Raw genomic sequence first — 26,616 nt, 5'->3', positions numbered from 1 at the left:
TCGGGCAAGGGGGCTTCGGGCCGAAGGGCTTCGGGCCGAAGCCCCCTTGCCCGAAGCCACCCAACCCGGTGCTGGCCGAGCCGATGACGGCGTGGTCGCGCAGATCCCGCACGGTCGCGGGGGCGCCGTGCCGGTCGAGGTAGTCCGGCGCCGCGCAGAGCACGCGGCGGACGGTGCCGACCCGGATCGCCGTGAGGCCGGAATCGGCCAGTGGACCGATGCGGATGCCCGCGTCGGCGCCCTCGTCGATCATGTTGATCACCCGGTCGAGGAACAGGGCGCGGGCGCTGACGGCGGCGTGGCGCGCGAGGTACTCCGTGATCACCGGCAGCACGTAGAGGCGGCCGAACTGCACGGGCGCGGTGACGGTCAGGGTTCCGGAGGGCGTGACGGTGGAGCCGGAGGCGGCCGCCTCCGCCTCCTCGATCTCGGCCAGGATGCGCCGGCAATCCTCGAGGTAGCGCCCGCCCGCCTCGGTGAGCTTCACCGTGCGGGTGGTGCGCGTCAGGAGCCGGGTCCCGATCCTGTCCTCAAGGGCGGCCACCGCCCGGGTCACGGCCGGCGGGCTCATGCCGAGCTGGCGTGCCGCTCCGGCAAACCCCCCGCTCTCCGCCACGCGGACGAAGACCCGCATCGCCTGCCACCGATCCATGCCGTCCTCCGCGGACCCTCGATTGTTCCATTTGGCGGAAGAGTGGCTTGCGTGGAAAGCGCATTCTCATCGCCGGGCGCAGGGGCTTGAATGCGGGTGTCGCCGGTGCCCCGGCCGACCCTCGCGGAGACCTCCCATGAAGCTGTTCCATGTCGCGCTGTCGGGCCACGCCCACCGGGCCCGCCTGTTCCTGTCCCTCCTCGGCGAACCCTGCGAGATCGTCGAGGTCGACCTCGCGAAGGGCGAGCACAAGGCGCCGGACTTCCTGAAGCTGAATTCCTTCGGCCAGGTGCCGGTGCTCGTCGACGGCGAGACGGTCGTGCCGGATTCCAACGCCATCCTGGTCTACCTGGCCAAGCGCCTCGGCCGCACCGACTGGCTGCCGGAGGACGCGGCCGGCGCGGCGCGGGTGCAGCGCTGGCTCTCGGTGGCGGCCGGCCCCATCGCCTTCGGCCCGGCGGCCGCGCGTCTCATCACCGTGTTCGGCGCCGCTTTCGACGCGGCCGAGGTGATCGCCCGGGCCCATCTCATCCTGGGCCGGATCGAGGCGGAACTCGCCGACCGGCCCTGGCTCGCCGCCGACCACCCGACCCTCGCGGATGTGGCGCTCTACAGCTACGTCGTCGCCGCCCCCGAGGGGAACGTCGATCTGACCCCCTACGGCGCGGTCCGCGCCTGGCTCGCCCGCATCGAGGCCCTGCCGGGCTTCGTGCCCTTCCCGCAGACGCGCGCGGGCCTGCGCGCCGCCTGAGCCTCACCCCAGACCCGAGGAGAACGCCGATGTCCCTCTCCGATATGACTCTCTCCGAATCGCCCACCGCGCCCTGGCACGCGGGCGAGGTCGCCATCCAGGCGCATCTCGGCGTCGCCGAGCGGATGGCCGAGCTCGGCCCCCGCGTCATCCGCGACCACCTGATCGAGCAGCACCGCGCCTTCTACGCCCAGCTGCCCTTCGTGGTGCTGGGGGCGGTCGACCCGGAGGGCGAGGCCTGGGCGACGGTGCGAACCGGGGCGCCGGGTTTCCTCGACGCGCCCGACCCCGAACACCTGCGGGTGCGGGCGGCGCCCGAACCCGGCGATCCGGCCGAGGTGGGGCTCGCGGACGGGGCCGCCGTGGGCCTCCTCGGGATCGACCTCGGCACGCGGCGGCGCAACCGCCTGAACGGCACCGTGGCGCGCGCGGCGGCGGACGGCTTTTCGATCCGCGTGGCGCAGAGCTTCGGCAACTGCCCGCAATACATCCGGGTCCGGACCGATCCGGAGCCGGTCCCGGCGGCGGCGGCCGCCCCGCTCGTGTCGCATCGCCTCGACGCGCAGGCTCGCGCCCTCGTGGCGAACGCCGAGACGTTCTTCGTCGCCAGCTACGCGCCCGGCGCGGACGGCACCCGGCAGGTCGACGTCTCGCATCGCGGCGGCCCCGCGGGCTTCGTCCGGGTGGATGCCGACGGTGTCCTGACGGTGCCGGATTATTCCGGCAACCGGTTCTTCAACACGCTCGGCAACATGCTCGCCAATCCGCGCGCCGGGCTGCTGTTCATCAACTTCGCCACCGGCGATCTCGTGCAGACGACCGGGCACGCGCAGGTGGTCCTCGACGCCCCCGACCTTGCGGCGTTCCCCGGCGCCGAACGGCTCTGGCGCTTCACGCCCCGCACGGTGGTCCGGCGTCCCGGCGCCTGGCCCCTGCGCTTCTCGCCCCCTACGGCACGATCTCGATGAGCGGCACCCGTGGGATCTCCCCCGCGGCGAAGGCCGAGAGGTCGACGGTGAGGTCGTCGGTGTCGAAACGGACCGGGACGTCGAAGGCAAAGCCCGCCGTCACGCGCGCGCCCGGTCCCGGCACGGTGTCGGCCGAGAAGGTGAGGCGGCCGGTTGCGGCGTCGCAGGCGACCTTGGCCAGCGGCACCGCGACGCCGTTCACCGCCACCCGCACGCTCTCGGCCACCGGCTTGGCGATGGTCCGGCGGTAGGGCATCGGCCCGGTCCCGTAGGTCTTGGCGAGCTGGAACACGCGGGTGGTTCCGTCCCCGAGGCCGAGGAACTGGTCGGTGGCCGCGATTCCCCGCGAGGGCGGGCCGGAGGTCGAATCGACCCGGTCGCGGTAGCGGAAGCCGTAGAGCCGGCCCCGCCGCTCCTCGAAGAAGCTCAAGACCGCGTGGAGCGCATCGAGGGTGCGGATGCCGAAGCCGGCGTCGTAGCGCCGGCGCGAATCGGCCCAGCGGCTGTTGCGGTGCTCGCGCCCCGAGGCCAAGGTCACGATCTCGGTGAGCCGGCTCGGGCCGCCGCTGCCGCGCAGGGCGACATCGAGGGGAAAGCGGACTTCGTGGAAGTCGCTCGGCGGTGCATCGGCCATGGTGCGCTCCTCCTCGTTCCATCGGCCGTTGACCGTGACCGGTCAAAGGCGTTCCGCCGCACGAGCGGCGGCGCGCATTCGCGCTTGGCCTTCGGCCGATCGCCGAAGAGTCGAAGTCAACGGCCGTTGGTATCACAAGCCGCGCCGGCCCCGGGCCACCGCGCGGGCGAGACCGGCGGCCACCTGCGCCTCCGAGCGGCGGAAGCTCTCGAGGTCGGGGGTGGCGATGTGGATGGTCACGGGGGCGGCGCCCTGGCCGCCGGCCGCGACGCCGAGGCGCCCGTCGCTGCCGCGCTTGAGCGGCAGGATCGCCTCCGGCCCGGCCTCGCCCATCAGCCCGAGGCCGTCGCGCATGGGAAAGTAGGTGGGTGCTGCCACCACGCCGCCGGCCGCGAAGGGGCGCACGCGGCCCTGCTGGAGGACGCCGCCGCGGGCGAAGGCCGTGTCCGTGCCGGCGCCCGCTCCGATCAGCCCGTTCACCACCCGGGTGATCCCGGCCTTGACCGGGGTCAGGGCCGCCTTGATCGCCACGCTGGAGAGCTTCGTCGCCAGGGTGCCGAGCACGCTGTCGAGCTGGCGCCCGGCCCCGACATTGGTGCTGAGGGCCTTCGACAGGCTCTGGCCGAAGCGCTGGGCGAGCCGGTCGAGGGTCTCCAGCTGACGGGCGCGGGCCGCGGCGGTTCGGTCGGTCTCGGTCTCGGCCATGGCGGGGTCCTTCGGGTCAAGTCGGGTCGGGGTAGCGCCCGATCAGGTCCCGCAGGGCCGCCCCGTCGAGGGCGGCACGGGGTCCGGTCAGGGCGGCGGCGGCCATCAGTTCGCGCGGCGTGGCGCGCCAGAAATCGCGCGGGCGCCAGCGCAGGCGGCCGAGGCCCAGCGCCAGCGCCTCGTCCCACGGGAAGGCGGAGGGCGGCTCCGGCGCAGTCCCGCCCGTGGAACTCAAGGGTTTTCGGAGGCCTCGCCGAAGGCGGCGGCGAGCACGGCGCCGATCGCCGTCCCGATCGCCTCCAGGTCGCCGGCCAGCGGCAGGGCCGCGACGGCGGCATCGTCGAGGGCGTGGCCGCCGCCGCGTAGCGCCGCGCCGAGGAGCGCGACGAGGTCGCGGCTCTTCAGCCGGCCGTCCGCGAAGCGGGCGGCGAGGTCGCTCAGATCGGCGGCCCCGAGGGCGTCCTCGAGTTCGGCCAGCGCCCCGAGGGTGAGGCAGAGGGTGTAGCGCTCGGGCCCCAGGGCCAGGGCCACCTCGCCGCGCCTGCGGTTGGCCATCAGGCGGCCGTGAAGGCGAGGGGGCCGGCCGAGTCGAGGGCCATGTCGAAGGTCACCTCGCCGGCGTGATCCCCCCGGTATTCGAGGCTGGTGATCTGGAAGCTGCCCTCCAGGGTGCCGAAGCCCGGCACCACCACTTGGTAGCTCTTCAGAGCGTTTAAATGATGTGTCTACGGCCAGGCGCGAGATCACTCAGCTCTCAAGCGACCGATCGATCAACGTCTGAGCAGCCAGCAGGAAGGTTCTGAGACTGTGTTTAAAAGGGATTAGACCGCCTAAGAACCGCCGCCCCATCTGCAGATGAATGAATCCACCAAAACCTAAGCGAATACCGGGCCAAGCGGGCATTTTAAAAGGTCGCCACCTGAACCATTGGGTCTAGGATTAATTCGATAGCATCCGTTCCTGTAGATGCGACGTTTTCAAAACCGAGGCGATCAATCTGATGGACGCCCTTTGGTCCCGAAAAGATTTGCGTTTCGAACTCGCGTGGATCATCCTTCCGAGGGCGAACTCCTCTCAAAGTCCCGTCCGCGAATTTGACGATAAAGAACTGCCGGTCGCTAAGTGGGTCAGCTAGCGCATGACGGATTTGACAAATCATTTCTTGTGCGCCTGCCCCATAACGATCAACTCCACTTCGAATTAAAGACTCGCTACATATCAGATCGATAGTATCGCTAGTGATTGGGCGACCACCAGCATTAGCAAGCACAAGCTCACTGATCAAAGACGAAAGTCTTGACGCGATCGCGGATCTTAAGCGGTAATTACTCGGATCGTCGGCGTTCTGCGCTTGAATTACAAGTTCTGCAATTTTCTCTTTGCTCTCAGAGAACTTGTATTTTTCTTCCCTCAAATTCGATATGAGCCTCTTGGTATCCGATAGCTCACGGGTCCACTCGTAAATGCTGCACTCAAGTTCCTTAAGTTTTTCATCAAGAAACTCTGATCTTTCATTGCGGCCTAAAATGAGCTCCAGAAGGTTTTCACGTTTCTCCTCATTTTGTCGGATTGTCTCGCTTAAGAGCGACTCTGATTCCAGAAGGGCGGCCTCCTCAGAAGGATCGCTTCTAGACTCAAGTGAGGCCAGATCGAGCTCCCGGACAAATGTAAGAAAGGACGCTTCGAAGTGATCATACCTCCAGCGCGTCGTGAAACACCCGGCGCCTCTTCTTCCTCTATCGCAGACGAGATAAAGATGGTCTTTGGCTCTGTTACCTGAAGCGCGGATGCGCATCGGTGCTCCACAGTAAGCGCACGAAGCTACCTTGGAGAACAGATTGGTGACGTACTTGCCTTTCCGCCCACCACCCAGATTTCGGCGTTGGTGCAACAAGGCTTGGACTTGAAAAAACGTGGGGCTATCGACAGCGGCCGGGTAGTAACCAAGTACCGGCTCACCATCCGGCATGCGTTTGCCGCCTTCGAGCCTGTACGGCTGCATTTCTCCAATAACGGATCTGTTTTTCAGGATCCGATGCACATACGAATCATGCCAACCTGTAGAGGATCCAAAGGTTTCACAGCCAGTTGCGTTGAGCATCCGCGTTATCGCAAAACACCCAACGCCAGACTTACTAAGCTGAAAAATCCTCGATACTGTATCGGCTCTCTCAGGAATAAGCTCGAATCGTGCCCCATCGCTTGCCAGTCGCAGCCAAGCAGGAGCAACCGACGTTACAATCTATTTTTGCGCGTTGCTTCTTCTGCTTGCCCAAGACTGAGACACGCGAAAGCTTTTAGTCTTAGATTCTTCGTGAGCTCGGCTGAGTATCAGCATCGACATCATGAGCTGAAAGAGCTCCACCTTGCCCGTTTCGTAGACGAAGCGGTCTGCAAGAGTAACAATATTGATTCCGCTTTGCGAGATCCTCATGAACAGCGGCAGAGAGTCCATGATTCCTTGTCGGCTAATCCGGTCCAAAGACTCCACCAGAAGGTATGATCCCGGCTTGATCTCGCCACCATTCACGCATCGTAGAAAAGCGCCAAGAGCTCCGGTATCAGCATTTGCGCCCTTAAATGCCGAGATACCAATGTCCTCGAAACGGAAACCTACTTCAAGGTCCAGTCCATTCTCAGCAGCGTATCGAGTTGAGATCTCGCATTGCCTTCTGAGGCTGTCGCCTCGAAGCTGACGATCAGTGGACATACGCACGTAGGAATACGCCTTTGGAGCTTGTAGTGAAGGCTGTGAAATCATGACGAGACCCTAGTAAGCCGCGGAGTCGACCGCTGCGATGTAGATGGTGGCTTTAGACGGTTGTCTGTTCTGCACTTCGGACAAAAGCCACCTCATGTAGAGCTAACTTATTGGATTTGCAGGGTATTTTTAGGAGCCTATACGAGTTCTGATGCTATCCGCCTAGTCAGCAGTGTCGTTGGGAGCACCTAATTCCCAGAGTTCATCGATAACCAATTGTCCTTGGTCGGGTGCCGGGCATCCCAAGCTGTTCTTCGCTAGAAGGCCGTCGAAAATGGGATAGAACTCATCCTCACGGATCATCGGCTCAGATACGCACCTCGTCTTTCGACCTCTGCGCTCTCGATCTACTCCAGGCCAGTTAATCTGGATTCGAAGTCTCTCATGTCCAATTCCGTGCTGCAGCCAACAAAGAACGGCGAGGCCTTCATCCGGAAAACTATTCGTATTGTCTTCGGCGGCACTTCCGTCTTCACGCTTCGGAGCACAGTTATCATAGTTAAAGGAAACTACATCTTTGAACGGGTAACGGCTTATATCGCTAAGGCTCTTATCGATGGTTTTGTCTTGGAACAGCGACTTTGTCATGACCTGCAGCGGTAACTTCCACTGACCTGCGAAACGCCTGCAACCGACCTTCTTTCCTGTTAGCCAACGCTCGAAATCAGCACGCTCAACTCCGTTAAGATCAACTAAGACATGCATATGCAGGAGAACTGCGTACTTTAGACCTGGGAACTCCTGAGCGGAGAGCTCCTGATTCGACGCGATTTTCATTCTTGCTTTGTCGAGCAATCGACGCTTCTCATCGTTCGCTGACTGGCGAGCGGATGAGACCCTACTACGTGCTCGATTTCCTGGCTGGCGTTCCTGTGAGGCTAGCACGCGAAGGGTAGAAGATTTGCGTGCGTGCTGGTGTAAGCCTCCGACGGCGTGATGAAGATCGATCAACTCCAGCTCGAATTGCCCGATCAAAGAGATCCTCGGCAGTTCTCTTCCCAGGCGATACAGCTTACTCCGCTCACGCTTCATCACCTTCTCGATCGAACTCTTAAATTTCAATCTTTCTTTGAACCTTGTTTTCGTAATACCTGGGAACTCTCTAAAGACGCACTGCAATGCTCTCGCTAAAGGGTAAATCTCTCGCCGTTCAAATGGCTCAGCACCTTTTAGCTGATAAAGGTAAGCCCAGGTCCGATCCTTGTCCCGAGACGAAACAAAGCTTTCGGCCTCAAGGTCCGGCCGAACTCGGTTCCGCCCTTTGAACTGTTCCTTTGCAACCGAGATTTGTTCGTTGAGCTCAAACAGGCGTAGAGCATCCGCAATCATGTTCTCTCGGCTATAAAATCGACAGTCGCGCTTATCTAGTGCGAGCCAATCTATCACAAGCGTAAGACTAAGCTTGTGGCGTGCAACAATGCTAGAAACCACGCGAAGATTGTCAGCCTTCCAACGATCCAGATAGCGTCTTATGTCTCTGTGATCACGCCGGATCGTAGAAGCAGAAAAATCACCGCCAACATCAATTTGATCTGGATCAGGAAGAACGATTTCGTTCAAGATAGTGACGAACAACAGCTGGTCCCGCGCCACCTCCAGATCAGGACCGTATCTCCCTCTGAGTTGAGCTTGCGTGTCTTCAAGAAGCCGTGCTCCAAACCGCTTCCTGCAATGCGGGCACCAGTATGATTGGCAAGCATGCGCAAGTGTTTGACCACACTTTTCGATAGACTCTGCAATTGAGCTCAGATGTGTAAGATGAAAATCTTCCGCAAGTGAGCCGAGCTCAAGGCAGCGCTCTCGTAGCTGTTCAGCGCGCGGAGAGGCGCTGCCGTTGATTGTCTCCTCGCTGAGGAGGTGGTCTTCCGCTTTCTTCTCAGCTTCACGGAGTTCCAATGTGACAGGATCATGCTCGACCATTTTTCGCAGAGCTTCGATCGCCTTCTGTCGCCGCGATCGATTTCGCGTTCTAACCGAGTCCGCCCTATGAGTGGAATCAGATGCACCGAGCTCACATTTGCTTGCTGCGTGTCCGGACCGTGATAAGCTATCGTGCCTCCCGCTTGTGTCTGGAAGCCAAATTCCCGTTTGTAGAAATGCTTCCCAACACAGTTCGTCGAGCGCCTGATCGCCGGGTGTTTCGGGCTCGCCGCTCAACTTTGTTTCAGTTCTGGCTGCAACCTTCCCTGCAAGAGCCTCAAACTGCTCCTCGGTGTATGCTATTGTGCCACCTTGTAGAAAAGGGGCCGACAAAGAGGTTGTAGGGTCCTGGATTTTAGCAATTCCGACTTTAGGTGGGGCAGCTTCTTCCAGGCACTCGTGCGCTTCGCCCGACATAAAAGGCGCTATGAAAAGGCTGTTTATCGGCATCGATGCCACCGGGTCACTTGGTTTAGAAAAAACTTACAAAGAGTCCTTTTTAACTATGATATTCTTATATTGTCCTGGGCCAAGGATGGTTCCACAAACTTCAAAACCTGCACTGACGCTAGATTACCTTCAGTCGTCAGTCGGACTTGCTCTTCGCCGATGTATAATGCCCCGACAGATGCCATTGCAGGACAAGAGGTCGTTAATTGGCGATGGCATTCTTCAGGGTTATCTTCCAATATAATCAAGCCGCGAGCCTGCGTGTTGCTTGACCACTGCGCCTGAGACTCCGAAGCAGATTTGATAAAAATCGGTTCAATACCGTTTTTGATCAATAACTTTGCAAGATCTTTTACTCGAGGCCCCCGACCTGGAGAGACGAAAACCTTTGCTCCTGCGTGTTCGGTCAACTGCATCAATTTGAACACAAGATTGATTGTAACAAATTGCCTATTCATCTTAGTCTCCTTTAGTTGGGCGACTAAGATCTATACGAAACCGATTGCCCCATCAAATGTATTTAATTTGATGAAATAAATCCGAATATGCAGTTAGAATAACTATTGAATCTAACTATAAACACTAAATTCGGCATTGATGGAACAGGCGCATTGGCTTCCTGATATGATGCATGCTCCCACCCTTGCCGGGCAGGAGCACGATCAGCGACTACTCACACAAGGGGTACCGGCAAATTACCCTTTAGGACTTTGCGCGCTTCCTTCTGACACCGGGTGTAGTGGCCTGCATAGCTTCCTCCTCGTTTGTTCTGTTCTCGGCGAAGTTGTTAGAGAGCGAGGCCGGTTGGGCGAGGGCGGCAAGACGAGCAAGTGCGCTCGCCTCATCCAGCTCACCGCTTCGTATGGCGCCTGAGATTGCAGTAAGCTGTCTGCGGAGCTCATGGATCGCTGTTTCGCGCTCGAGGAGGAACTCTACCATGATGTCCAGCTCCTCGCTGTTCCCCTCCGCTAGCATCTCTAAAACCGCACGTATTTCACAAATCGCAAGCCCCTGAAGGCGAGCAAATCGAATGAAACGTAAGCGACAAACGTCGAGAGCTTCATAAAGACGATGACCCGTATCAGTGCGAGATGGCAACGGAATTAGGCTATTACGCTCATAATACCGGATTGTTGGAACCTTCACTCGAGCTTGCTGAGAAAGCTCGCCGATTCCAAATTTCATTAGGACCTCCTGTCAAACGATATCCCGACGCTAATTCCCTCATCTCCTTGAGAATACAACCTTTTGTTGCATGCAAGATATTCGGATCAATTCCGTTTCTTATCGTGTCTGACGAGATCAAAGGCGCATCGGTCATCGCCACGTTCTGACGCTTGGTAAGGTTCCTTAGTGAGGAGGCTCGAATCGCCGCCTGCATAGTACCCATCGATCTTCAGACTACACTCCTAGTTCAAGTAAGCGACGCCTTCTCCTAAAAACCAACGTTTAGAAGAGGTCTGCATCTGAACGGTGAAAATTGAGATTACGCGCAGTGTTGATGTCCTGAAATTCCCTCGCGAAACTAGGTCGCTTGCTTTCATCGCAAATGGGTGTTTCCGGAGGAATCGATGCTGATTGGGTATGGGCGGGTTTCCACTGCGGAGCAAAAAACCGAGCTTCAGTTTGACGCGCTCACAGCGGCGGGCTGCGAGAAGCTTTTTATCGAGAAGGCATCCTCCGCACACCTGGAGCGTCCCCAGCTAGAATTAGCTCTGGCATTTGCCCGAGCGGGCGATACCCTAGTGGTTTGGAAGCTCGATCGCATCGCTCGCTCGCTCCGTCAGCTGATCGACACTTTCGACACGCTCAATTCAAATGCGGTGGGGTTGCGGTCGTTGACAGAAGCAGTTGACACGGAAACCCCAGGGGGGAAGCTCATTTTCCATATATTCGGAGCGCTCGCTGAATTCGAACGCTCCCTTATCCGAGAGCGTACCAATGCGGGGCTGCTAGCAGCGAGAGCTCGAGGAAAAATCGGCGGTCGGCCGAAAGCGCTAACAGGTGAGGATATAATTTCGGCAAAAGCGCTTTTGCGAGACGGGAACCTCTCAGTTGTAGCAATAGCCCGAAGGCTCGGAGTCACGCCGTCAACCTTGTACCGATACCTGCCAGCAGCCCGGAGTTGCGCAAAACAGGAAAATATCCCGACAGAATTCTAATAGACCATTTGCGCTATTATAATGGATCCGATCCCTGAATACACAACGTGAGAAAATTAGGCATCTACAATACCGTGTTTTAGGCGGTCGAAAACACGTGGGCCATTCTGAACGGTAAGATCCGCTACTGCTCAATTCAAGGCATCGAAGACGCCAGTCAAGGACGACGCACGTAGAGATGGCGGATATACGAGGCGAGCTCACGGGTCGTCTATGTCTGCCGCTTAGGCAGAGCCCTTGTTCGAAGTGCTCGCCATCGAGCGATCCGACACAAGCCTGTGCAGCCCGGCAGGTCATTGGACGAGCAACCTATTCGAGGTTCAACTAGCGTTTTAGCCCGGAATGCATATAGTGGTCGCGAGGAATGAAAACCGCCTAAATGCGCCGCCGAATATCCACCTTCTCGGCATCGCGTATGGGTTCAGTGGTAACTGAGAGCGGCTCTAAGCGATGCCTTCAAAGACCAGTCATGCTTTCCTTGCAGAGAAGTGCGAGAGCTTTGTAGATTTTGGGCTGTGGCCACTAGTATCCGAAGTCGATCCTCATAGCTGGCTGAGCAATTTTGAGCCGAGCGAGTTGGATCATGCACTGGCTCTCCTAGACAGTTTCATGTTCTATCCTGAGCATCTAACGCGGCAGCTTTTTTCCGCAGCCTTTCAGAAACTCAGCTCTGGTTTACACATCCCTGGCGAGAGCTTCACAGCGACGAAACTGAAGTGGAATGCCTTTTGCCAAAACCTTGTTGTGACATACGTCACTGGCGAAGAACCCAATCCTACGGACAGCGGATATAAATTCGCTCGAATGACACGGCAACTCCTAGGTATCCCAGAGGAGGAGATTTTTCATCCTCAAGACGCAATACGTGAGTTGCACAGCAATCCATCAAAACACCTTTTGTTTGTAGATGACTTTGTAGGTTCAGGAAATCAATTCATCGATACCTGGAGACGGCGCTATAATCTCAATGGGAATTACGTCTCTTTCTCTTCTCTAATCCGAACGAATTCTACTACCGCCTATTATACTCCCGCAATTTGTACTGAGCGCGGAGAGAGAACCATCTATCAATACTGCGGCCGTTCAGTCATGCTTAGTTACGGCAACTTGATTCCACGTCGGAACAGCGCTGTCTGTATAGATTCAATCGTGTGGCCCAAATCAATGATCACCTCTGGACCCAAATTTATCGAGACTGTCAGTAGGCGTGCGGGAATTCCGGACGATCGGGGTGCGGTCGACGACTGGCGCGGCTTCCATGAGCTTGGACTCACAATCGCCTTCGCACACTCGACCCCCGATGCAACTCTTCCAATTTTTTATTGGGAGAAAAATGGTTGGCGACCATTAGTGAGAAGGAGCTAGCTGCTGTGTCAATGCCGTCCGAGACAATCGAGCGCCTCAGTGAGCTCTTTGGAAACTATAAGGCCGAGTATCTACAAGAAAAGATCTTCGATCTATTTACAAAACCTGCCTATTTTCCGGAACTGGAAACTGGACGACCTTGCGTATTGGTAGGGGGGAGAGGTACGGGAAAGACAACAGTCTTACGTTCTCTATCCTATGAAGGCCGTTATGCCTTGAACAAGGATACATCGGAAGATGTAAGCAGCTGGCCGTACTATGGCTTTTACATGCGCGTTGATACGAATCGAGTGACTGCGTTCAGCGGGCCGGATTTACCGGACAAAACATGGGCAAAGCTCTTCGCACATTACATGAACATGCTGCTCTGCTCGCAGGCTTTTCGCTTTTTGCGGTGGTATAAGGACCTTCTTCCAAGCAGTGAAAGTCTTAGCGCGGAAAGCTGTAGGCTTATCGCAGTCAGCCTAAGGCTAGAGTCGTGCCGCAACATCGACGAACTAATTTCGAGCTTAAATGGAGCGCGGATACAGTTCGAAGCCTACTTGAACAACTTAAATCCTGATTCCCTTCCTCCGTTATCGTTGCAAGGTGCGCCGATCGAATTGTTGGTTGAACAGCTAGGCGTAATCCCCCAGTTTGCAGGTAAGCGATTTTTCTTTCTCCTGGATGAGTACGAGAACTTTCTCGACTATCAGCAGGTTGTTGTTAACACTCTGATCAAACACTCAGGAGGTCCTCACACCTTCAAAGTAGGAGTTCGAGAGCTCGGTTGGCGGGCGCGTCATACCTCGAATGTAAACGAGCGTCTAACAAGTCCGGCGGATTATGCCCTCATTACGATCGCCGAAAAGCTTGACGACACTCGCTTTGAAAATTTTGCTTCTGAAATTTTGAACCAACGCATGAGTTATTTGGGCGTATCGTTGGGCGGGCAAGTTGCCAGCATCCAAGATATGTTACCTGGATTGAGCCCTGAGGAAGAAGCTGAGCTCCTGGGAGTTCAAGCGAAGAATAAAGATGAACTGTCAAGATTGGGTTTACGGGGAAAATCACTTCCCACGGAACTAAGTTCAATTCCTCCTCTCGAATTATATTACCTTCTATCTGGTTGTAGTAGCGCGATTGAATTGCACGAAAAGCTTGAATCTCGTGCAGATGATAGTCAAAAGTGGTCAGTTTCCTACAACAATTATAAGCACGCGCTTCTGTTTACAATCAAGGAAAAGAAATCCGGTCTTCGAAAGTATTATACCGGGTGGGAAACATTCGTTTCTCTATCGGGTCGCAACATTCGGTACTTGATAGAGCTCGTTGATCAAACATTGATCGCTCATGCGAACGAGAGTGTCGATCTGAGCACTTTGAACAAGCCGGTCAGTTATGAGACGCAGACTAGATCTGCGTCGAATGTGGGCAGGAAAAACGTTTCCGAACTGGAAGGCCTTTCAGTTCGTGGTGCGCAGCTTGCAAAGCTTGTCCTTGGGTTCGGACGTGTCTTCCAGGTCATGGCTCAGGATGCAATCAATCACACACCAGAAGCTAATCAGTTCCATTTTCCAGGCTCCGGCGAAATTCCGGAGGAAGTTGTCGAGATCCTCCAGGCGGGAGTGATGCATCTCGCACTGGTGCGATCGACTGGAAACAAACTTCTTCGTGACGAAATCAAGGAATACGATTACTCTCTTCATCCAATATTTGCGCCATTCTTTGTTTTCAGCCATCGAAAAAAGCGCAAGATACTTGTGACGCCGCATCAAATATCTGCCTTAATTACAAAGCCTACGATTGCGATTAGAGATATTTTGGCTAAACAACACCGTTCAGATGATTCCCCGGTGCCAGATCAACTTGCGCTTTTCGGCGGGTACTATGAATCAAATTCCTAATCGTCCGCTGTTTACGCAGCTAATCCGGGATACAAGCTCGTTCCGGCCGCCACCTGGTTCCACGTATATATACGGCCGCTTTGAGGAACGGACTTCGCTTGTAGAAACCTGGTCGACCCAGGCAAGTGGAGTTAGATTTATTGAACTCGAAGAACTAGCAACTCCTATCGTACGGCCGGTGACGGGAGGGTATCCGGAGTTCTCGCTTCGCCAGCAAACTAAAGTTGAAGGATTTTTGAAATCTATTGGTACGGTGGATCTTTATCTTGATATAACGGGCCTCAGTTTTCATGTGTGGGCGCCGCTAATCAAGGTAGCTGTTAATCTCAGCTTCAATCTGAAGGTTGTGTACATAGAACCTGCAGATTATTCTTACAGCCTCAACCCTATGCGCGGAGAAATCTTCGATCTAAGCGAAAGAACCCTCGGCATAGCGCCAGTGCCGCTTTTTGCGAGTTTGTCGGACCCCGAGGATCAAACGGTGTGTTTTATCCCTCTGCTAGGTTTTGAAGGAGCGCGTCTGGCATACATGATCGAGCAGGTGGATCCGCCTGGAAGTAAGATCATACCGATCATAGGTGTACCTGGCTTCCGGGTTGAATATCCGTTCAACACTTACCACGGTAATGAGCCTGCTCTAAGCAATACGCGGGCGTGGCAGAAAGTTCGTTTCGCTACCGCAAACTGTCCTTTCAGTGCCTTCTATGCGCTGACTGACGTCATTGAAACTTACGAGAGTGCTTACATCAAAGTCGCTCCTATTGGTACTCGTCCGCATGCGCTAGGAGCGCTGCTGAAATGTCTAGCTAGTCATCGACCAATTGAAATCGTTTACGACCATCCAAAGCGGCATAGATCAAGCTCGTCTGGATCAATGAATTGTCTAGTATATCATGTTGCTGATTTCTTGAACAGCAATCCTATGCGTTAAAGGTCTGTGACGTGAACGACCGACACTATACACCCGCGTATATCGCGGAATTTGTTACCAACATTATTTCAGGTGAAGCGCCGGAGTTGGTGGCCGATTTTGCTTGTGGGGAAGGGGCGCTTCTAAGAGCAGCTTCGATTCGCTGGCCGCATGCGAAGCTGATCGCTACCGACTTAGATGAAGCTGCCGTTGCGTGTCTTCGTGGTGAACTTAGGGTGCACTATGCAGCTTCTCTCGATTTTCTAAACCCACCTGAATCGTATATTGATATGCAGCTTTCAGAGTTTGAAGGCTCAATCTCGCTGATCTTGCTAAACCCTCCATTTTCTTGTAAAGGAAGGTCATCGCACCAGACGTCGTGGAATGGAATTAACTACAGATCAAGTAAAGCTTTGGCTTTTGTCTTACGGAGTCTCATTTATTTAAAACCAGGCGGGCAAGTCATTGCGCTTCTTCCTTTATCATGCCTGTCGAGCCAGAAAGACGCTCATGTTCTGGAGTCTTTATCCTGTCAATTTGAAATAGAGGTGATCGATCAGCTGCAAGCTTCAGCGTTCAAGGACTGCAATGTACGTGTTGCCGTTGTCCGCTTCACAAGTCGTACTGTTGCGGCGGCAGGTGTTGCATCAACTGAACCCCCGTCGATGCTGACTAATCTATCTCCGCTATTCGTGACATTAGTTAGAGGTTCCTACTCGAATCCCCCAAAAAAGATCTTAACTTCTGGGCGCTATCCATTGATCCATAGCACCGATTTGAAAAGACACTCTGTTACATCGGCTCGAACAGTGAATTCACGTCGGTCTACAATATCCTCTCCAGCCGTTCTCATCCCACGCGTTGGTAGATTTAGGCTCGACAAGATATGCGAGTACAATTTATCAACTACATCGGTCCTTACAGATTGCGTGATAGCGATAATACCAGCCTCGAACTCGGAATTGATTGATCTAATAGGACGGATGAAAGATCGGTACGTCGATCTTGATGAGGCTTACAGCGGAACCTGTGCTCCGTATATTACGCTCTCTCGGCTCCAGCGGTTTCTAGCCCGAATAGCTGTTTGTGCGGTGGTGCCCGAGCGGAGTCGTGATAAGATACGGCTTGAAGTTGATACGATTGCAGGACGCTCATCACTCGAGCAGAAATGTGCCGCATAGCATTTTTGTTGGCTGGCTGGTGGGCCGTTGCAGATCTAGTTTCTGGGAGTTCTGAACGTGCCGCTTACCGACGATGAGCTGGGGCATATTGCGCAAGCGCGTGAAGGTTCTCAAAGCACCCGCCGTGCGACCGTAGCTGCCCTGGAAGAAGTTCTTTTTGAACCCTTTCCATTGCTCGACCACGGCTTTCTTCGCGTTATCGACTATATGGGGGACGATGGAGCTGTCGTTCAGGCTGCACGTGTATCATATGGTCGTGGTACCAGGAAGGTTTCTGAGGATCGGAATCTTATTCGGTACCTCATGAGTCACTATCATAGTACTCCATTCGAAATGGCGTCGATAAAGCTCCATGTAAAGCTTCCAATATTTGTTGCGCGACAATGGATTCGCCATAGGACTGCGAGCGTTAACGAGTACTCTGCTCGTTATTCGGTTTTAGATCGAGAGTTTTATATGCCTGATGCTGAGCATTTGGCAGCTCAGTCGGCAACAAATAGACAGGGTCGGCATGGACGCGTTGGACCGTCAGAAGCTGCTAAGATTCTCGAGCTTCTTAGAGAGGATGCGGATCGAAACTACGACCACTATCTTTGGATGCTCAACGAAAATGCCGATGGAAATCAGGTAGATCAAGAGCGTACGGGTATTGCTCGTGAGCTCGCTCGGATGAATCTTACCCTAAATTCCTACACTCAATGGTATTGGAAGACTGATCTCCATAATCTTTTAAATTTTCTGAGACTAAGAGCTGACAGTCACGCGCAGTACGAAATAAGGGTTTATGCCGAGGTTCTACTAAACATTTTGAAGTTGTGGGTTCCTGAAACGTATTCGGCATTTATCGAATACCGACTCAATTCTGTTAGCCTCTCCTCAAGCGCGATCGGTGTGCTGAGGAAGAAAATTGCCGGCGTTGACATTACACAAGTGGATAGTGGTTTGTCGTCTAGGGAGTGGAACGATCTCGTGTCTCGTTTCGGTCTGTAACATTGCATACACTCCAATCCTGACATCTTTGGTTCCGGTCGAAGGGATTTCGGGCGGTCTCCTCCTCTGATGCCTTCCACTACGTTCCCGGATTAATCGCGAACGAGTTGTAGGTCTCCAGGGCGCCGTCGAAGAACACCTGCCGCAGGCGGGCATCGGAGGCCTCGTCGCGGAACACGCCGGAGCCCGAGAGGGCGGCGCGGCGCACCCCCGCCCCGGCCAGGAGCTCGCGCCAGCGCCCGGCGGAATCGGCGTTCGTGACGTCCACCGTTTCGGTGTTGAAGGCGATCTGTCGGGCGCGCAGGCCCGCCACCGCGAGAAAGCCGCTGCCGGAGGCGATGCGGATGAGCAGGTCCTTGCCGCGTTGGGCTGCCATGGTGGGCTCCGAGGGTTCTGGGGAATCAGGCAGGCAGGCGCTCGGTGATCGCGCCGAGGTTCAGGACGGCGCGGGTCTCGCCGCTCGCCGGATCGCGGCGCACCGCGATGGAGGCGAGGTCGAGGCGGACCAGGGCGTGGCCGGCGAGGCTGAGCGGCGCGTCGTGCAGGAGATCGGCGATGCGCTCGGCGACGTCGACTGCGCTGCGGGTGGAGCCGGGCCGGGCGAACACCGTCAGGCCGAGGACGTGCCGGTGGCGCCGGGCGCCGTCGACGGATTCGTCACGGATCTCGGCATCGCCGAACAGGGCGTAGACCGGGCCCGCCCCGCGCGGGGGCTCCTCCGTGAGGCGGAAGGCCCCGCCCATCAGGCGCGCCAGGACCGCGTCGGTGGCGAGATAGGCCAGGATGGCGGCGCGCAGCGCCAGGAGCGGGCTGGTGGGGGAGGGGGGCAGGCTCATGCGGCACCGGCCTCGCCGACGAGTTCCTCGACCTGGCAGACCAGCTCGCGCCGGCGCCCGTCCGGGTCGCCCGCGCTGCGGATGGCGAAGCGGCGCGGGCCGCTCGCCAGCCGCATCGCGGGGGTGATCTTGGCCGGCGTGATCTCGGGCCCGAAGCGGAACCGGACCCGGTGGGTGGCCACCAACTCGGCGCGTCCGAGGCGGGTGCCCTCGACGGAGCGGAGGGGCTCGATGGCGCCCCATAGGAGCGGGCCGGCCTCGAACCGGCGCACCACGCCGCCGAACCCGTCTGGCGTCTCCAGCGGGCGTTCGAGCACGAAGCGGCGCCGCCGCGCGCCGATGGTCACCCGGATGGGAGGTTGGGACATGGCGATGACCTTCCGAGAGGACGGGCGCTAGAGGCGCAGCCGGCGCAGGGGCGCAACGAGGTCCGCGACATCGGGCGGGGGCGAGCCGTCGCCCGCGCCGTCGCCCCGATGCTCGAAGGCGTGGGCGACCAGGAGCCGGATCGCCTGGGCGAGCGGAGGCGGCAGCGGCGGCCCGGCCCCGCCGTAGCCGGCATCGACCTCGATCAGGGCGGCGCGCCGGTCGAGGGCCGGCACGGCCGGATCGATGACGAGGCCCGGTGCCTCGACGGGGTCCGGCCCCAGCCGCACGAGCCCGGGGGCGAGGTCGGTGACGGTGCCGGCGGCGTCGACGAGGCCCGCCCGCGCCACCGCCACCAGGGGGCTGAGCGGCAGCGGCATCCGGCCGTCCGCCGGCCAGGCGGTGAGCATCAGCCGGTAGCGCCCGGGCACCAGGATGCGGCGGGCGGCGGCTTCCACCTGGGCCCGGGCGGCCGCGATCAGGCGCTCCACCAGGGCGTCCTCGGCTCCGCCGTCGTCGGGGTCGAGGCGCAGGAATCCGCGCATCTCCGCCAGACTCACCGGCTCGACGATGGCGGCCTCGACGCGTATCGGGTTCATCGTCGTCTCCGTATGGGGGCGTTGTCAGGAAGGGATCGCGATGGCGCGCGGAACGGCTCCGCTCTCCGGCCGGCTGCTGCCGCCTGTTGCGGGTCTGATGTGCCTGCTCGGGCTCGCCCCGGCGGGGGCGGTGGTGGGCGGGCGCCCGGCGCCCGAGGCGGCGGCCTCGGCCGTGATGGTGCTGTCGTCCAACGGCGGCGTCTGCACAGGCATCGTGGTGGCGCCCGACGCGGTCCTCACCGCCGGCCACTGCGTCGCGGCCCGGGCCGAGCACCGGGTGCACTACAAGGACGCGGCCGGCGCGCCGGTGCTGGCCGAGATCGCCGCCCGCGCGCTCCACCCCGGCTACGACGCCGGCGCGGTGGCCGGGCGACGCCGCTCCATCGACCTCGCCCTGGTGCGCTTGGCCGCCCCCCTGCCGGCCCGCTTCGTGCCCGCCACGGTGAGCGGGGCGATGCCTCGGGCCGGCGAGCGCCTCACCCTGTCGGGCTACGGCGTCGCTGCGCCGGAGGACGCGCGCAGCACCGGCACCTATCGCAGCGTCGAACTCGGCGTGGTCGAACCCCACGGCCCGAGCCGCATCCTGGTCTGGCTCGGAGCCGGCCCCGGCGGGGCCAGCGCCTGCCACGGCGATTCCGGCGGTCCGATCGGCGCGAGCGCATCGGTGCTGGCGGTCTCGGCCTGGGTCGCGGGCCAGGCTTCAGCGAGCGGGAAGGCCTGCGGCGGCGTCTCGCAGGGCATCCTGCTGGGGCCGCAGCGGGCCTGGATCGACCGCACCCTGGCCGGCTGGCAGGCCGCCGCCCGCTGGGCGGAGCCCTGAGGGCGAGGCCGGAGCGCGCGGCACGGAACCAGAGCTTGGCCGAACCATTGCCTTCGGATACGGTTCAACGGTTCTCGTCCAGGACATCGCCGGACGCGGGAGAGACACGATGTTGCCGACCGCGCCGCGAACGGCTGCCCCTGTGAGAGCCCTCCGGTCCCGGCTCGCCGCGACCCTGGGGTTTCTCTGCGCGCTGACGCCGCTGCCGGCCCTGGCCGTGATCAACGGCGAGGTCTCGCGCGACCCGAACGGCCTGCGCGCCTCGGTGGTGCGCATCGAGAGCACCCAGGGCGAGATCTGCTCGGGCACCCTCATCGCCCGGGACCTCGTGCTCACGGCCGCCCATTGCGTGATGCACCAGGCCGGCTACAGCGTCGTGGTGGTGGACCGGGCGTTCCGCTCGCGCCGCATCAACGCGATCGCCGCCGCCATGCATCCCGATTTCGTGCCCGGCACCACGCCGGAGGACCAGCCGGGGATCGACCTCGCGCTGATCAAGCTCGCCGAGCCCCTCGGCGGTGATTTCCAGCCCCTCGACCCGCGCGGCGGCGCCATCAACACCGGCGACGCCGTCGACATCGCGGGCTTCGGCGTGGTCGCGGAGAACCGGCGCAACACCGCCCGCACCCTGCGCCAGGCCCACCTCGTCTCCATCGGATCGCTCCAGGTCGCCAACCGGGTCACGGTGGTGACGGACCGGCGCCGCATGGCCGAGACGGCGGGCGCCGGCGCGTGCCTCGGCGATTCCGGCGGCCCGATCCTGCGCGGCGGCCCCGGCGGCTACCAGATCGTCGGCGTGGTCAGCTGGTCGAGCGGCGCCATGCGCCAGGACCGCAAGGCCCGCACCGCCTGCGGCGGCTTCACCGCCGTGACGCCCACGAGCGAGCATACCGGCTGGATCAGCCAACGCGCAGCCGAGTTCGCCCGGATGCCCTCGGGCGCGGCCATCGGCGCGACCCGGTCGGACTGGATGGCCCGGCCGGGACGGCGATGAGGGGACGTCCCTGAGGGGCCGGACGGACCATCGGAAACCTGGGCGTCGAACGCCGATAATCACAGCCGTCCGATGCCTCCGGGGGCCCTCCGGGGGCCCTCCGGGCTTGAGGGCCCGGAGGGTGTGGTTCACGCCGCGAACGACAGCAGCTTGATCGCGTCGAAGTCCTGCACGCCGCCGCCGACGCGCTTGGTGGTGTAGAACAGCACGTAGGGTTTGGCGGAGTAGGGGTCGCGCAGGACGCGCAGGCCGGCGCGGTCCACCACGAGGTAGCCGCGGCGGAAGTCGCCGAAGGCCACCGAGAGGCTGCCAGCAGCTGCATCCGGCATTGCCTCGGCCTCCGCGATGGGGAAGCCCAGCAGGGTGGCGGCGCGGTCGGCGGCCAGCGGCGGCTGCCACAGGTAGTTGCCCTCCGCGTCCTTGAACTTGCGGATCGTGCTCTGCAGGCGCCGGTTCATCACGAAGCTGGCGTTCTGGCGGTAGCCGGCGCGCAAGCCGTAGACGAGGTCGAACAGCACGTCGGCCGGGTTCGCGGTGGGGAAGGCGCCGGCCGTCCCCGTCGCGATCGTGCCGAGCTTGCCCGGAACCCAGGCGGAATTCGCCACCGTGTCGTAGCTCAGGAAGCCGCGCGGGCGGCTGACCCCGTTACCGGTGACGAAGGCGGTGCTCTCCTGCTCGGCGAAGGCGGTCTCGACCTCGTCGGCGAGCCAGGAATCGATGTCGACGATGGCGTCGTCGAGCAGCGTCTGGGTCGCGGCCGGCATGGCGTAGAGCTCCATCGCGGGGAAGCTCAGCTCGGACAGCGCCGGCGCGTCGGTCTGCGGCCGGGGCGCCGCCTCGGCGACCCAGCCCGAGACCGCGTCGCGCACCGAGACGGCGCGCTTGTACTGTCCGCCCGAGATGACCCGCACGGTGGCGAGCGCCCGGATCGGGGACAGGTTGGAAAGCCGCTTCAGCACCGTGCGCTCGACCTCGGCCGGCACGAGGTAGCCGCCGTCCGGGCCGGAGCCGGCCGAGAGGGCCTTTTCCTCCAGGCGCTTGAGGCCGCCGCTCTCGCCGGCCCGGACGTAGAGGTCGAAGGCCGCCTTGTGCTCGGCGGCCGCCCCGTCGCGCGGAGCCGGCGCGCCGGCGCCCAGGGGCGGGCGCTGCCCGTCGAGGGTGAGGCGGTCGAGGCGGGTGCGCGCCGTGTCGAGGGCGGCGTCGATGCGGGCGAGCTTCTCGTCGGTGAGGACGTCGCCGGGGGCGCGGCCTTCGATGGCGGCGAGCCGCGCGTCGTTGGTCTCCTTGAAGGCCTCGAAGGCGCGGGAGAGTTCGGCCATGGCGCCGCTCACCGCCGGGTCGTGCGGTGCGTGCCCGGCGGACTTATCCTCCAGGAGCGGCAGGGCACTCTTCGCCTCGGGCGCACGGAGCGCGGCGGCGTGGGTCTCGAAGGGGACCTGAACGAACGGGATCTGAACGGTCATGCGAACCTCGCGGAGGGGGCGGGGAGGATGGCGGCGGGCCGGGACCCGGGCCGGGTGGAGGGGGGAGCCGGGCGCCGGGGCGGCGCCATGCGGCGGGCAAGGGCGTGGAGGTCCTGCGCCAGGGAGGTGCGGTCCGGGGCTGCGATCCGCGCGCCGGTCTGGAGCGGGAACGTCACGAGAGAGATCTCCCACAGGTCGATCGCCTCCAGCCGGCGCAGGCCGCCACGCTGGGGCTGCGCGCGCACCGTGCGGAACCCGATGGAGAGCCCATCGAGGCTGCCCTCCCGGAGGAGGGCGTCGAGTTCGCGGGCCCGCTGGACGGCGAGGTTGAGCTGGCCCGCCACGCGCAGGCCGCGGGAATCCTCCCGCAGGCTGAGCCAGCGCCCTACCGGCTCGGCCGGATCGTGCTGCCAGAGCATGCGTATGCCGGCGGCGCCCCGCGCCGCGAGGCTCGCCGCGAAGGCGCCCGGCGCCACCACGTCGCGCCCGAGATCGGGCACGCCGAACAGGCTGGCATAGCCGGTGAAATGGCCGTCCATGGGTGACTCCGCTGACAAGGTCCGGTGACAGTTGGCCAGGGGTGGGATATCCTCGCGGCATCGAGGGATATTCGCAGGTGCCGATGCCGCTCTACATCAAGGACGACCGCACGGCGGCGCTGGTCGCGCGTCTCGCCGAGGCGGCCGGGGTGACGAAATCGGAGGCGGTCCACCGGGCCGTCTCGGCGGAGCTCGCCCGGATCGCTCCCGTCGTGCCGCTGCGCGAGCGGTTCGCCGCCCTGCGCGCCCGCCATCCGCTGCCGGCCCCGACGGGCGAGGCGGCCGACAAAGCGTTCTTCGACGAACTGAGCGGCGCGTGACGATCTTCGTCGACGCCTCCGCCCTGATCGCCATCATCACCGGCGAACCGGAGGCCGATGCCCTGAGCGACAGGCTGGAGGCCGACGCGGATCGCCTGTGCTCCACCCTCTCGGTCTGGGAGACGGTGGCCGGTCTCGTTCGCAGCTACGCCTTCACGGTGGAGGCGGCCCGGGCGCAGGTGCGCCTCTACCTCGATGCCGGCGCCATCCGCTTCGTGCCCCTCGGGGAGGCCGAGTCCGACCTCGCCATCGCGGCCTATGACCGCTTCGGCAAGGGCCGGCACCCGGCCGCCCTGAACATGGGCGATTGCCACGCCTATGCCTGCGCGCGGGCCCACGGCGCGGCCCTCCTCTACAAGGGCGACGACTTCGCGCGGACCGATCTCGCTCACCCGCCCGGCATCGGCCCGTAGCCCACCGCCGCGCGCTTCTCCGCCTCGGTGAGGAAATCCGCCGCCTGCACGCGGCGCCACAGGCTCTCGCGCTCGGGGGGCGAGGGCCTCGATGGCGTCGAGGTCGGGTTCCAGGCGGGCCGGGCCGAAGGCGGGTTCCAGCCAGTGGGCCAGGGCTTCCGCCGTGCGGCGCACGAGCGGGATCACGGTCTGCCGGTAGAAGGCGCGGTTGGCCTCGGCGTAGTTGGCGTGGGTGTTGTCGCCGGGCAGGCCGAGCAGCAGGGGCGGTACCCCGAAGGCGAGCGCGATCTCGCGGGCGGCCCCGCTCTTGGCCTCCACGAAATCCATGTCCTTGGGCGAGAGGGCGAGGGGCTTCCAGTCGAGGCCGCCCTCCAGCAGCAGCGGGCGCCCGGCATTGCCGGCGCCCTGGTAATTGGCCTCCAGCTCGCTCTTGAGGCGGGTGAACTGCGCGTCGCTCAGGGTCGAGCCGCTCTGGGTCGCGAAGACCAGGGCGCCGGAGGGGCGCGCCGCGTTGTCGAGGAGCGCCTTGTTCCAGGCACCCGCCGCGTTGTGGATGTCGAGGGCCACCGCCGCCGCCTCCATCGGCGAGAGGCCGTAATGGTCGTCGGTGGGGTGGAACAGGGTCAGATGCAGGATCGGGGGCACGCCCTCGCCGCCCTGGTCGAAGCGCAGGGTCCTGCCGCCAACCACGTATTCGTAGGCTGACGGCCAGCCGTCGGGGCCGGGCACCACCCGCATCCGGTCGGGGCGGAGCGCATGGAGTTCGCGCGGGCTCCCGTCGAGGTTTGTAGCCTGGAGGTAGGCGTTGCCCGAGACCATCAGGTGCCCGTAGAGCGATTCGAGGAGCGCCGCCCCGCCCTGGCGCGGGTTCGGGCGGGCGAGTAGCGCCTCCAGCGGATGCGGTTCGGCGGTGCCTTCCCCCACCAGCCCGACCGGCAGGGCGGCGGCGGCCTCGGCCACCAGCCGCACGGCGCGGTGGACGATGGCGTTGCGCTGGAAGCCCTCGCGGGCGAGCGCCCCGATGTCGCGCGGGGTCCACGAGGCCCGGCCCTCCCCGTAGAAGGCGACGCCGATGCCGGCCTGCGGGGCCGCCTTGGTGTCGGGGGGCGCGGCACGGCGCACGAGCCGGGAGAGGAGGTTCGCCATCGGGGCCTCGCTGGGTCGGATCGTTCGGGGGTCGGGGACGCCTACAGGCGCCGGATGCGCGGCTCGGAGCCGCCGCGCAGCAGGAGGTGCGTCAGCGCCCAGACCAGGGCGTCGAGGCGGTCTGGCGAGGCGCCGGTGGAGAGGCCGTCCGGGCCGAAGTCGCAGAGCTCGTCCTCGAGGGCCGGCAGGGCGCCGACATGGTGGACGCGCCCCTGCGCGTAGAGCACCGAGACCGGCTCCGCCCGCAGGTACTTTCCGCGCGTGGCCCGCACCGGGGTCACGGGCACGGCGGCGTCGACCTGATGCAGGACGGCGGTCGCCATCTCGCCGCCCTGGTTGACCTCGACCACGAGGGCGTCGGCGCAGAGGCGGTGGTAGAGCGCGAGCGCGGCCGAGGCCCAGGCCTCGGGGGTGGCCCGGGCCAGTGTGGCGTCGGCCAGCACGTAGGCGTGGCCGGCGCCGTCGAGGCCGGCCGCGACGATCCCGCAGGCATCCGCCCCGGCCTTCGAGGAGGCCGGCGGGTCCACCGCCACGACGATGCGGCGCAAGGCCTCCGGCGCCGCCGGGACGCGGGCCGCTTCGAGGCGGTCGCGGGTCCAGAGGGCGTCGTCCCGGTCCGCGATCATCTCGCCGTCGAGTTCCTGGCGCCCCAGGCGGGTGCCGGCATAGCGCCCCACCACCGCCTCCAGGAAGGTCGGGGCGAGGTTGGCGGCGTTGTCGGCGGTGCGCGCCCGGCTGACCACGGTCAGCGGGTCCGCCAGGATCCGCCGCAGGAGCGGGATCGGCCGGGGCGTGGTGGTGACGAGGCCGCGCGGATGCGCGCCCAGGCGCAGGCCGAACTGGATCATGTCGTAGGCGGCTTCCGCGTAGCGCCACTTGGCGATCTCGTCCGACCAGGCCGCCCCGAATTGCGGCCCGCGCAGGGAATCCGGCTCCTCGGCCGAGAAGGCGAGGCCGACCGCGCCGTTGTCCCATTCGAGACGCCGGCGCGAGGGCGACCAGCGGGGCCGGCGCCCGGCCAGGCCCAGAAGCCCGGAGGGGCCGTCCACCATCACGTCGCGCACGTCCGCGAAGGGTCTCGCCGATCAGCGCGATGCGGCCGACCGGCCGGGCCGTGAAGGCCGGGTCGCCCAGCGCCAGGGCGCGGACCCACTCGGCCCCCGTGCGGGTCTTGCCGGCGCCGCGCCCGCCGATCACCGCCCAGGTGGTCCAGCCCCCCAGGGCGGGGCAGGGCGGAAGCTGGTCGGCCCGGGCCGCCAGGAGCCAGTCAGCCGCGAGCGCCCGGATCAGGTGCGGCGGCAGGCTCGCCAGCAGGGCCGGCATCCGCCCGCTCGCCGCCGAGCGCCTCAGCGCGGCGCGCGATCTCCGCGCGCAGGGCGGGCAGGTCGTGGCCGGCGTCGCCGGATGCGTGACCGGACTCGTCACCGGATCCTTCGCCATCGCGCGCATCCTTCCCCGAATCCGTCCTCACCGGACCAATTCCGGCCGACACGACCGGCGCCGCGTCCCGGTCCGTCTCGTCGAGGAGCCGCTTGAGGCCGCCGAGGTCACGCAGCACCCGGGCGCTGTCGAAGCGCTTGAGATCGGCGTTCTTGAGATCGGCGTTCTTGTGATCATCGTCGGCCTCGGCGTTCAGGGCCGCGTCGAAACGCAGGATCTGGCGGGCGATGTGGGCGCGCAAAGCCGCCCGCAGGCGCCCAGGGTCGGTCTCGGGTCCGACGGCGTCCGCCACCACGCCGGGTCGGCGCCCCTCCAGGCCGCAGGCCGCGAACAGCGCCTCGGCCC

General features: G+C 62.2%; 27 protein-coding genes and 5 pseudogenes. 12 read left to right on the top strand and 20 right to left on the bottom strand.

All coding sequences use genetic code 11. The annotated features are described in order from the left end of the window. Positions 1-652: LysR family transcriptional regulator (locus MFF30_RS17175; protein WP_238280690.1), on the bottom strand; the 652-nt coding region annotated here is incomplete at its 3' end. Positions 653-788: 136 nt separating this feature from the next. Between MFF30_RS17175 and MFF30_RS17170 the strand changes: the two genes are divergently transcribed. Both MFF30_RS17170 and MFF30_RS17165 read left to right on the top strand, forming a co-directional pair. Further along, positions 789-1,403 (top strand): glutathione S-transferase family protein, encoded by a 615-nt coding sequence (locus tag MFF30_RS17170; RefSeq protein WP_238280689.1) that lies wholly within the window; start codon positions 789-791, stop codon positions 1,401-1,403. Positions 1,404-1,432: 29 nt separating this feature from the next. After that, positions 1,433-2,371, top strand: a complete 939-nt coding sequence (locus MFF30_RS17165; protein WP_238280688.1) for a pyridoxamine 5'-phosphate oxidase family protein — start codon at positions 1,433-1,435, stop codon at positions 2,369-2,371. Here the strand turns inward: MFF30_RS17165 and MFF30_RS17160 are convergent. From MFF30_RS17160 to MFF30_RS17115, 10 genes and pseudogenes are all read right to left on the bottom strand, one after another. Further along, complete coding sequence (locus tag MFF30_RS17160) at positions 2,352-3,005, bottom strand: DUF2460 domain-containing protein (RefSeq protein WP_238280687.1); 654 nt, start codon at positions 3,003-3,005, stop codon at positions 2,352-2,354. The genes MFF30_RS17165 and MFF30_RS17160 overlap by 20 nt on opposite strands. A gap of 132 nt (positions 3,006-3,137) precedes the next feature. After that, the gene (locus tag MFF30_RS17155) at positions 3,138-3,710 is read right to left on the bottom strand and encodes a phage tail tape measure protein (protein WP_238280686.1); all 573 of its coding nucleotides are present in this window, start codon (positions 3,708-3,710) and stop codon (positions 3,138-3,140) included. 16 nt (positions 3,711-3,726) lie between these two features. Further along, complete coding sequence (locus MFF30_RS17150) at positions 3,727-3,945, bottom strand: phage tail assembly chaperone (protein WP_238280685.1); 219 nt, start codon at positions 3,943-3,945, stop codon at positions 3,727-3,729. Then, complete coding sequence (locus MFF30_RS17145) at positions 3,942-4,265, bottom strand: gene transfer agent family protein (protein ID WP_238280684.1); 324 nt, start codon at positions 4,263-4,265, stop codon at positions 3,942-3,944. The genes MFF30_RS17150 and MFF30_RS17145 overlap by 4 nt, the downstream gene beginning before the upstream one ends. Further along, positions 4,265-4,408: pseudogene (locus MFF30_RS17140) on the bottom strand (phage tail tube protein); the annotation flags it as partial. The pseudogene MFF30_RS17140 and the gene MFF30_RS17145, both read right to left, overlap by 1 nt. 206 nt (positions 4,409-4,614) lie before the next feature. Continuing rightward, positions 4,615-5,889 (bottom strand): recombinase family protein, encoded by a 1,275-nt coding sequence (locus MFF30_RS17135; protein WP_283205913.1) that lies wholly within the window; start codon positions 5,887-5,889, stop codon positions 4,615-4,617. Positions 5,890-5,952: 63 nt separating this feature from the next. After that, positions 5,953-6,426 (bottom strand): recombinase family protein, encoded by a 474-nt coding sequence (locus MFF30_RS17130; RefSeq protein WP_283205912.1) that lies wholly within the window; start codon positions 6,424-6,426, stop codon positions 5,953-5,955. A 207-nt stretch (positions 6,427-6,633) separates the two neighbouring features. Then, positions 6,634-8,841 carry a hypothetical protein gene (locus tag MFF30_RS17125; RefSeq protein WP_238280683.1) on the bottom strand — a complete coding sequence of 736 codons (2,208 nt, stop codon included), beginning with the start codon at positions 8,839-8,841 and terminating at the stop codon, positions 6,634-6,636. Positions 8,842-8,894: 53 nt separating this feature from the next. Continuing rightward, complete coding sequence (locus tag MFF30_RS17120; protein WP_238280682.1) at positions 8,895-9,299, bottom strand: hypothetical protein; 405 nt, start codon at positions 9,297-9,299, stop codon at positions 8,895-8,897. A gap of 244 nt (positions 9,300-9,543) precedes the next feature. Beyond that, a complete protein-coding gene (locus tag MFF30_RS17115) occupies positions 9,544-10,026 on the bottom strand; it encodes a helix-turn-helix domain-containing protein (protein ID WP_238280681.1) in 483 nt (160 codons plus the stop codon). Between the two features lie 386 nt (positions 10,027-10,412). On the opposite strand from MFF30_RS17115, the gene MFF30_RS17110 reads away from it, so the two are divergent. From MFF30_RS17110 to thyX, 6 genes are all read left to right on the top strand, one after another. Next, complete coding sequence (locus tag MFF30_RS17110) at positions 10,413-11,003, top strand: recombinase family protein (RefSeq protein ID WP_238280680.1); 591 nt, start codon at positions 10,413-10,415, stop codon at positions 11,001-11,003. Between the two features lie 450 nt (positions 11,004-11,453). After that, positions 11,454-12,368, top strand: a complete 915-nt coding sequence (locus MFF30_RS17105; protein WP_238280679.1) for a phosphoribosyltransferase-like protein — start codon at positions 11,454-11,456, stop codon at positions 12,366-12,368. Beyond that, a complete protein-coding gene (locus MFF30_RS17100; RefSeq protein WP_238280678.1) occupies positions 12,341-14,254 on the top strand; it encodes an ORC-CDC6 family AAA ATPase in 1,914 nt (637 codons plus the stop codon). Before MFF30_RS17105 ends, MFF30_RS17100 begins: the two co-directional genes overlap by 28 nt. Continuing rightward, a complete protein-coding gene (locus MFF30_RS17095) occupies positions 14,238-15,185 on the top strand; it encodes a hypothetical protein (RefSeq protein WP_238280677.1) in 948 nt (315 codons plus the stop codon). The genes MFF30_RS17100 and MFF30_RS17095 overlap by 17 nt, the downstream gene beginning before the upstream one ends. A gap of 11 nt (positions 15,186-15,196) precedes the next feature. Further along, positions 15,197-16,345 carry an N-6 DNA methylase gene (locus MFF30_RS17090; protein WP_238280676.1) on the top strand — a complete coding sequence of 383 codons (1,149 nt, stop codon included), beginning with the start codon at positions 15,197-15,199 and terminating at the stop codon, positions 16,343-16,345. Between the two features lie 57 nt (positions 16,346-16,402). After that, entirely contained in the window at positions 16,403-17,335 is a 933-nt protein-coding gene (gene thyX, locus MFF30_RS17085; protein WP_238280675.1) for an FAD-dependent thymidylate synthase, read from the top strand. 109 nt (positions 17,336-17,444) lie between these two features. Here the strand turns inward: thyX and MFF30_RS17080 are convergent. The 4 genes and pseudogenes from MFF30_RS17080 to MFF30_RS17065 form a co-directional block, all read right to left on the bottom strand. Then, a pseudogene (locus MFF30_RS17080) lies at positions 17,445-17,711 on the bottom strand (phage major tail protein, TP901-1 family); the annotation flags it as partial. A gap of 25 nt (positions 17,712-17,736) precedes the next feature. After that, a complete protein-coding gene (locus MFF30_RS17075) occupies positions 17,737-18,171 on the bottom strand; it encodes a DUF3168 domain-containing protein (RefSeq protein WP_238280674.1) in 435 nt (144 codons plus the stop codon). Then, the gene (locus MFF30_RS17070; RefSeq protein ID WP_238280673.1) at positions 18,168-18,539 is read right to left on the bottom strand and encodes a head-tail adaptor protein; all 372 of its coding nucleotides are present in this window, start codon (positions 18,537-18,539) and stop codon (positions 18,168-18,170) included. The genes MFF30_RS17075 and MFF30_RS17070 overlap by 4 nt, the downstream gene beginning before the upstream one ends. Before the next feature lie 27 nt (positions 18,540-18,566). Continuing rightward, complete coding sequence (locus MFF30_RS17065; RefSeq protein WP_238280672.1) at positions 18,567-19,136, bottom strand: head-tail connector protein; 570 nt, start codon at positions 19,134-19,136, stop codon at positions 18,567-18,569. Between the two features lie 40 nt (positions 19,137-19,176). Between MFF30_RS17065 and MFF30_RS17060 the strand changes: the two genes are divergently transcribed. After that, complete coding sequence (locus MFF30_RS17060) at positions 19,177-19,956, top strand: S1 family peptidase (RefSeq protein WP_373320929.1); 780 nt, start codon at positions 19,177-19,179, stop codon at positions 19,954-19,956. A 109-nt stretch (positions 19,957-20,065) separates the two neighbouring features. Next, a complete protein-coding gene (locus tag MFF30_RS17055; RefSeq protein ID WP_238280671.1) occupies positions 20,066-20,950 on the top strand; it encodes a S1 family peptidase in 885 nt (294 codons plus the stop codon). Positions 20,951-21,078: 128 nt separating this feature from the next. On the opposite strand, the gene MFF30_RS17050 is transcribed toward MFF30_RS17055, so the two are convergent. Further along, positions 21,079-22,269 carry a phage major capsid protein gene (locus MFF30_RS17050; RefSeq protein ID WP_238280694.1) on the bottom strand — a complete coding sequence of 397 codons (1,191 nt, stop codon included), beginning with the start codon at positions 22,267-22,269 and terminating at the stop codon, positions 21,079-21,081. Positions 22,270-22,409: 140 nt separating this feature from the next. Then, positions 22,410-22,952, bottom strand: coding sequence for an HK97 family phage prohead protease (locus MFF30_RS17045; RefSeq protein WP_238280670.1), 543 nt, complete (start codon positions 22,950-22,952; stop codon positions 22,410-22,412). An 83-nt stretch (positions 22,953-23,035) separates the two neighbouring features. Here MFF30_RS17045 and MFF30_RS17040 point away from each other — a divergent pair, with 83 nt between their 5' ends. Both MFF30_RS17040 and MFF30_RS17035 read left to right on the top strand, forming a co-directional pair. Continuing rightward, positions 23,036-23,272, top strand: a complete 237-nt coding sequence (locus MFF30_RS17040) for a type II toxin-antitoxin system VapB family antitoxin (RefSeq protein WP_238280693.1) — start codon at positions 23,036-23,038, stop codon at positions 23,270-23,272. Further along, positions 23,269-23,685, top strand: a complete 417-nt coding sequence (locus MFF30_RS17035; RefSeq protein WP_306424588.1) for a type II toxin-antitoxin system VapC family toxin — start codon at positions 23,269-23,271, stop codon at positions 23,683-23,685. Before MFF30_RS17040 ends, MFF30_RS17035 begins: the two co-directional genes overlap by 4 nt. On the opposite strand, the pseudogene MFF30_RS17030 reads toward MFF30_RS17035, so the two are convergent. The 3 pseudogenes from MFF30_RS17030 to MFF30_RS17020 form a co-directional block, all read right to left on the bottom strand. Continuing rightward, a pseudogene (locus MFF30_RS17030) lies at positions 23,661-24,831 on the bottom strand (phage portal protein). The gene MFF30_RS17035 and the pseudogene MFF30_RS17030 sit on opposite strands and share 25 nt — an antisense overlap. Positions 24,832-24,872: 41 nt before the next feature. Then, a pseudogene (locus tag MFF30_RS17025) lies at positions 24,873-26,154 on the bottom strand (DNA-packaging protein). Continuing rightward, positions 26,099-26,616, bottom strand: a pseudogene (locus MFF30_RS17020) (hypothetical protein); the annotation flags it as partial. The pseudogenes MFF30_RS17020 and MFF30_RS17025, both read right to left, overlap by 56 nt.

This window comes from Methylobacterium goesingense (assembly GCF_022179225.1).
Taxonomy (GTDB): Bacteria; Pseudomonadota; Alphaproteobacteria; order Rhizobiales; family Beijerinckiaceae; genus Methylobacterium; species Methylobacterium goesingense.
This window is presented reverse-complemented; position numbering and strand designations above follow the sequence as displayed.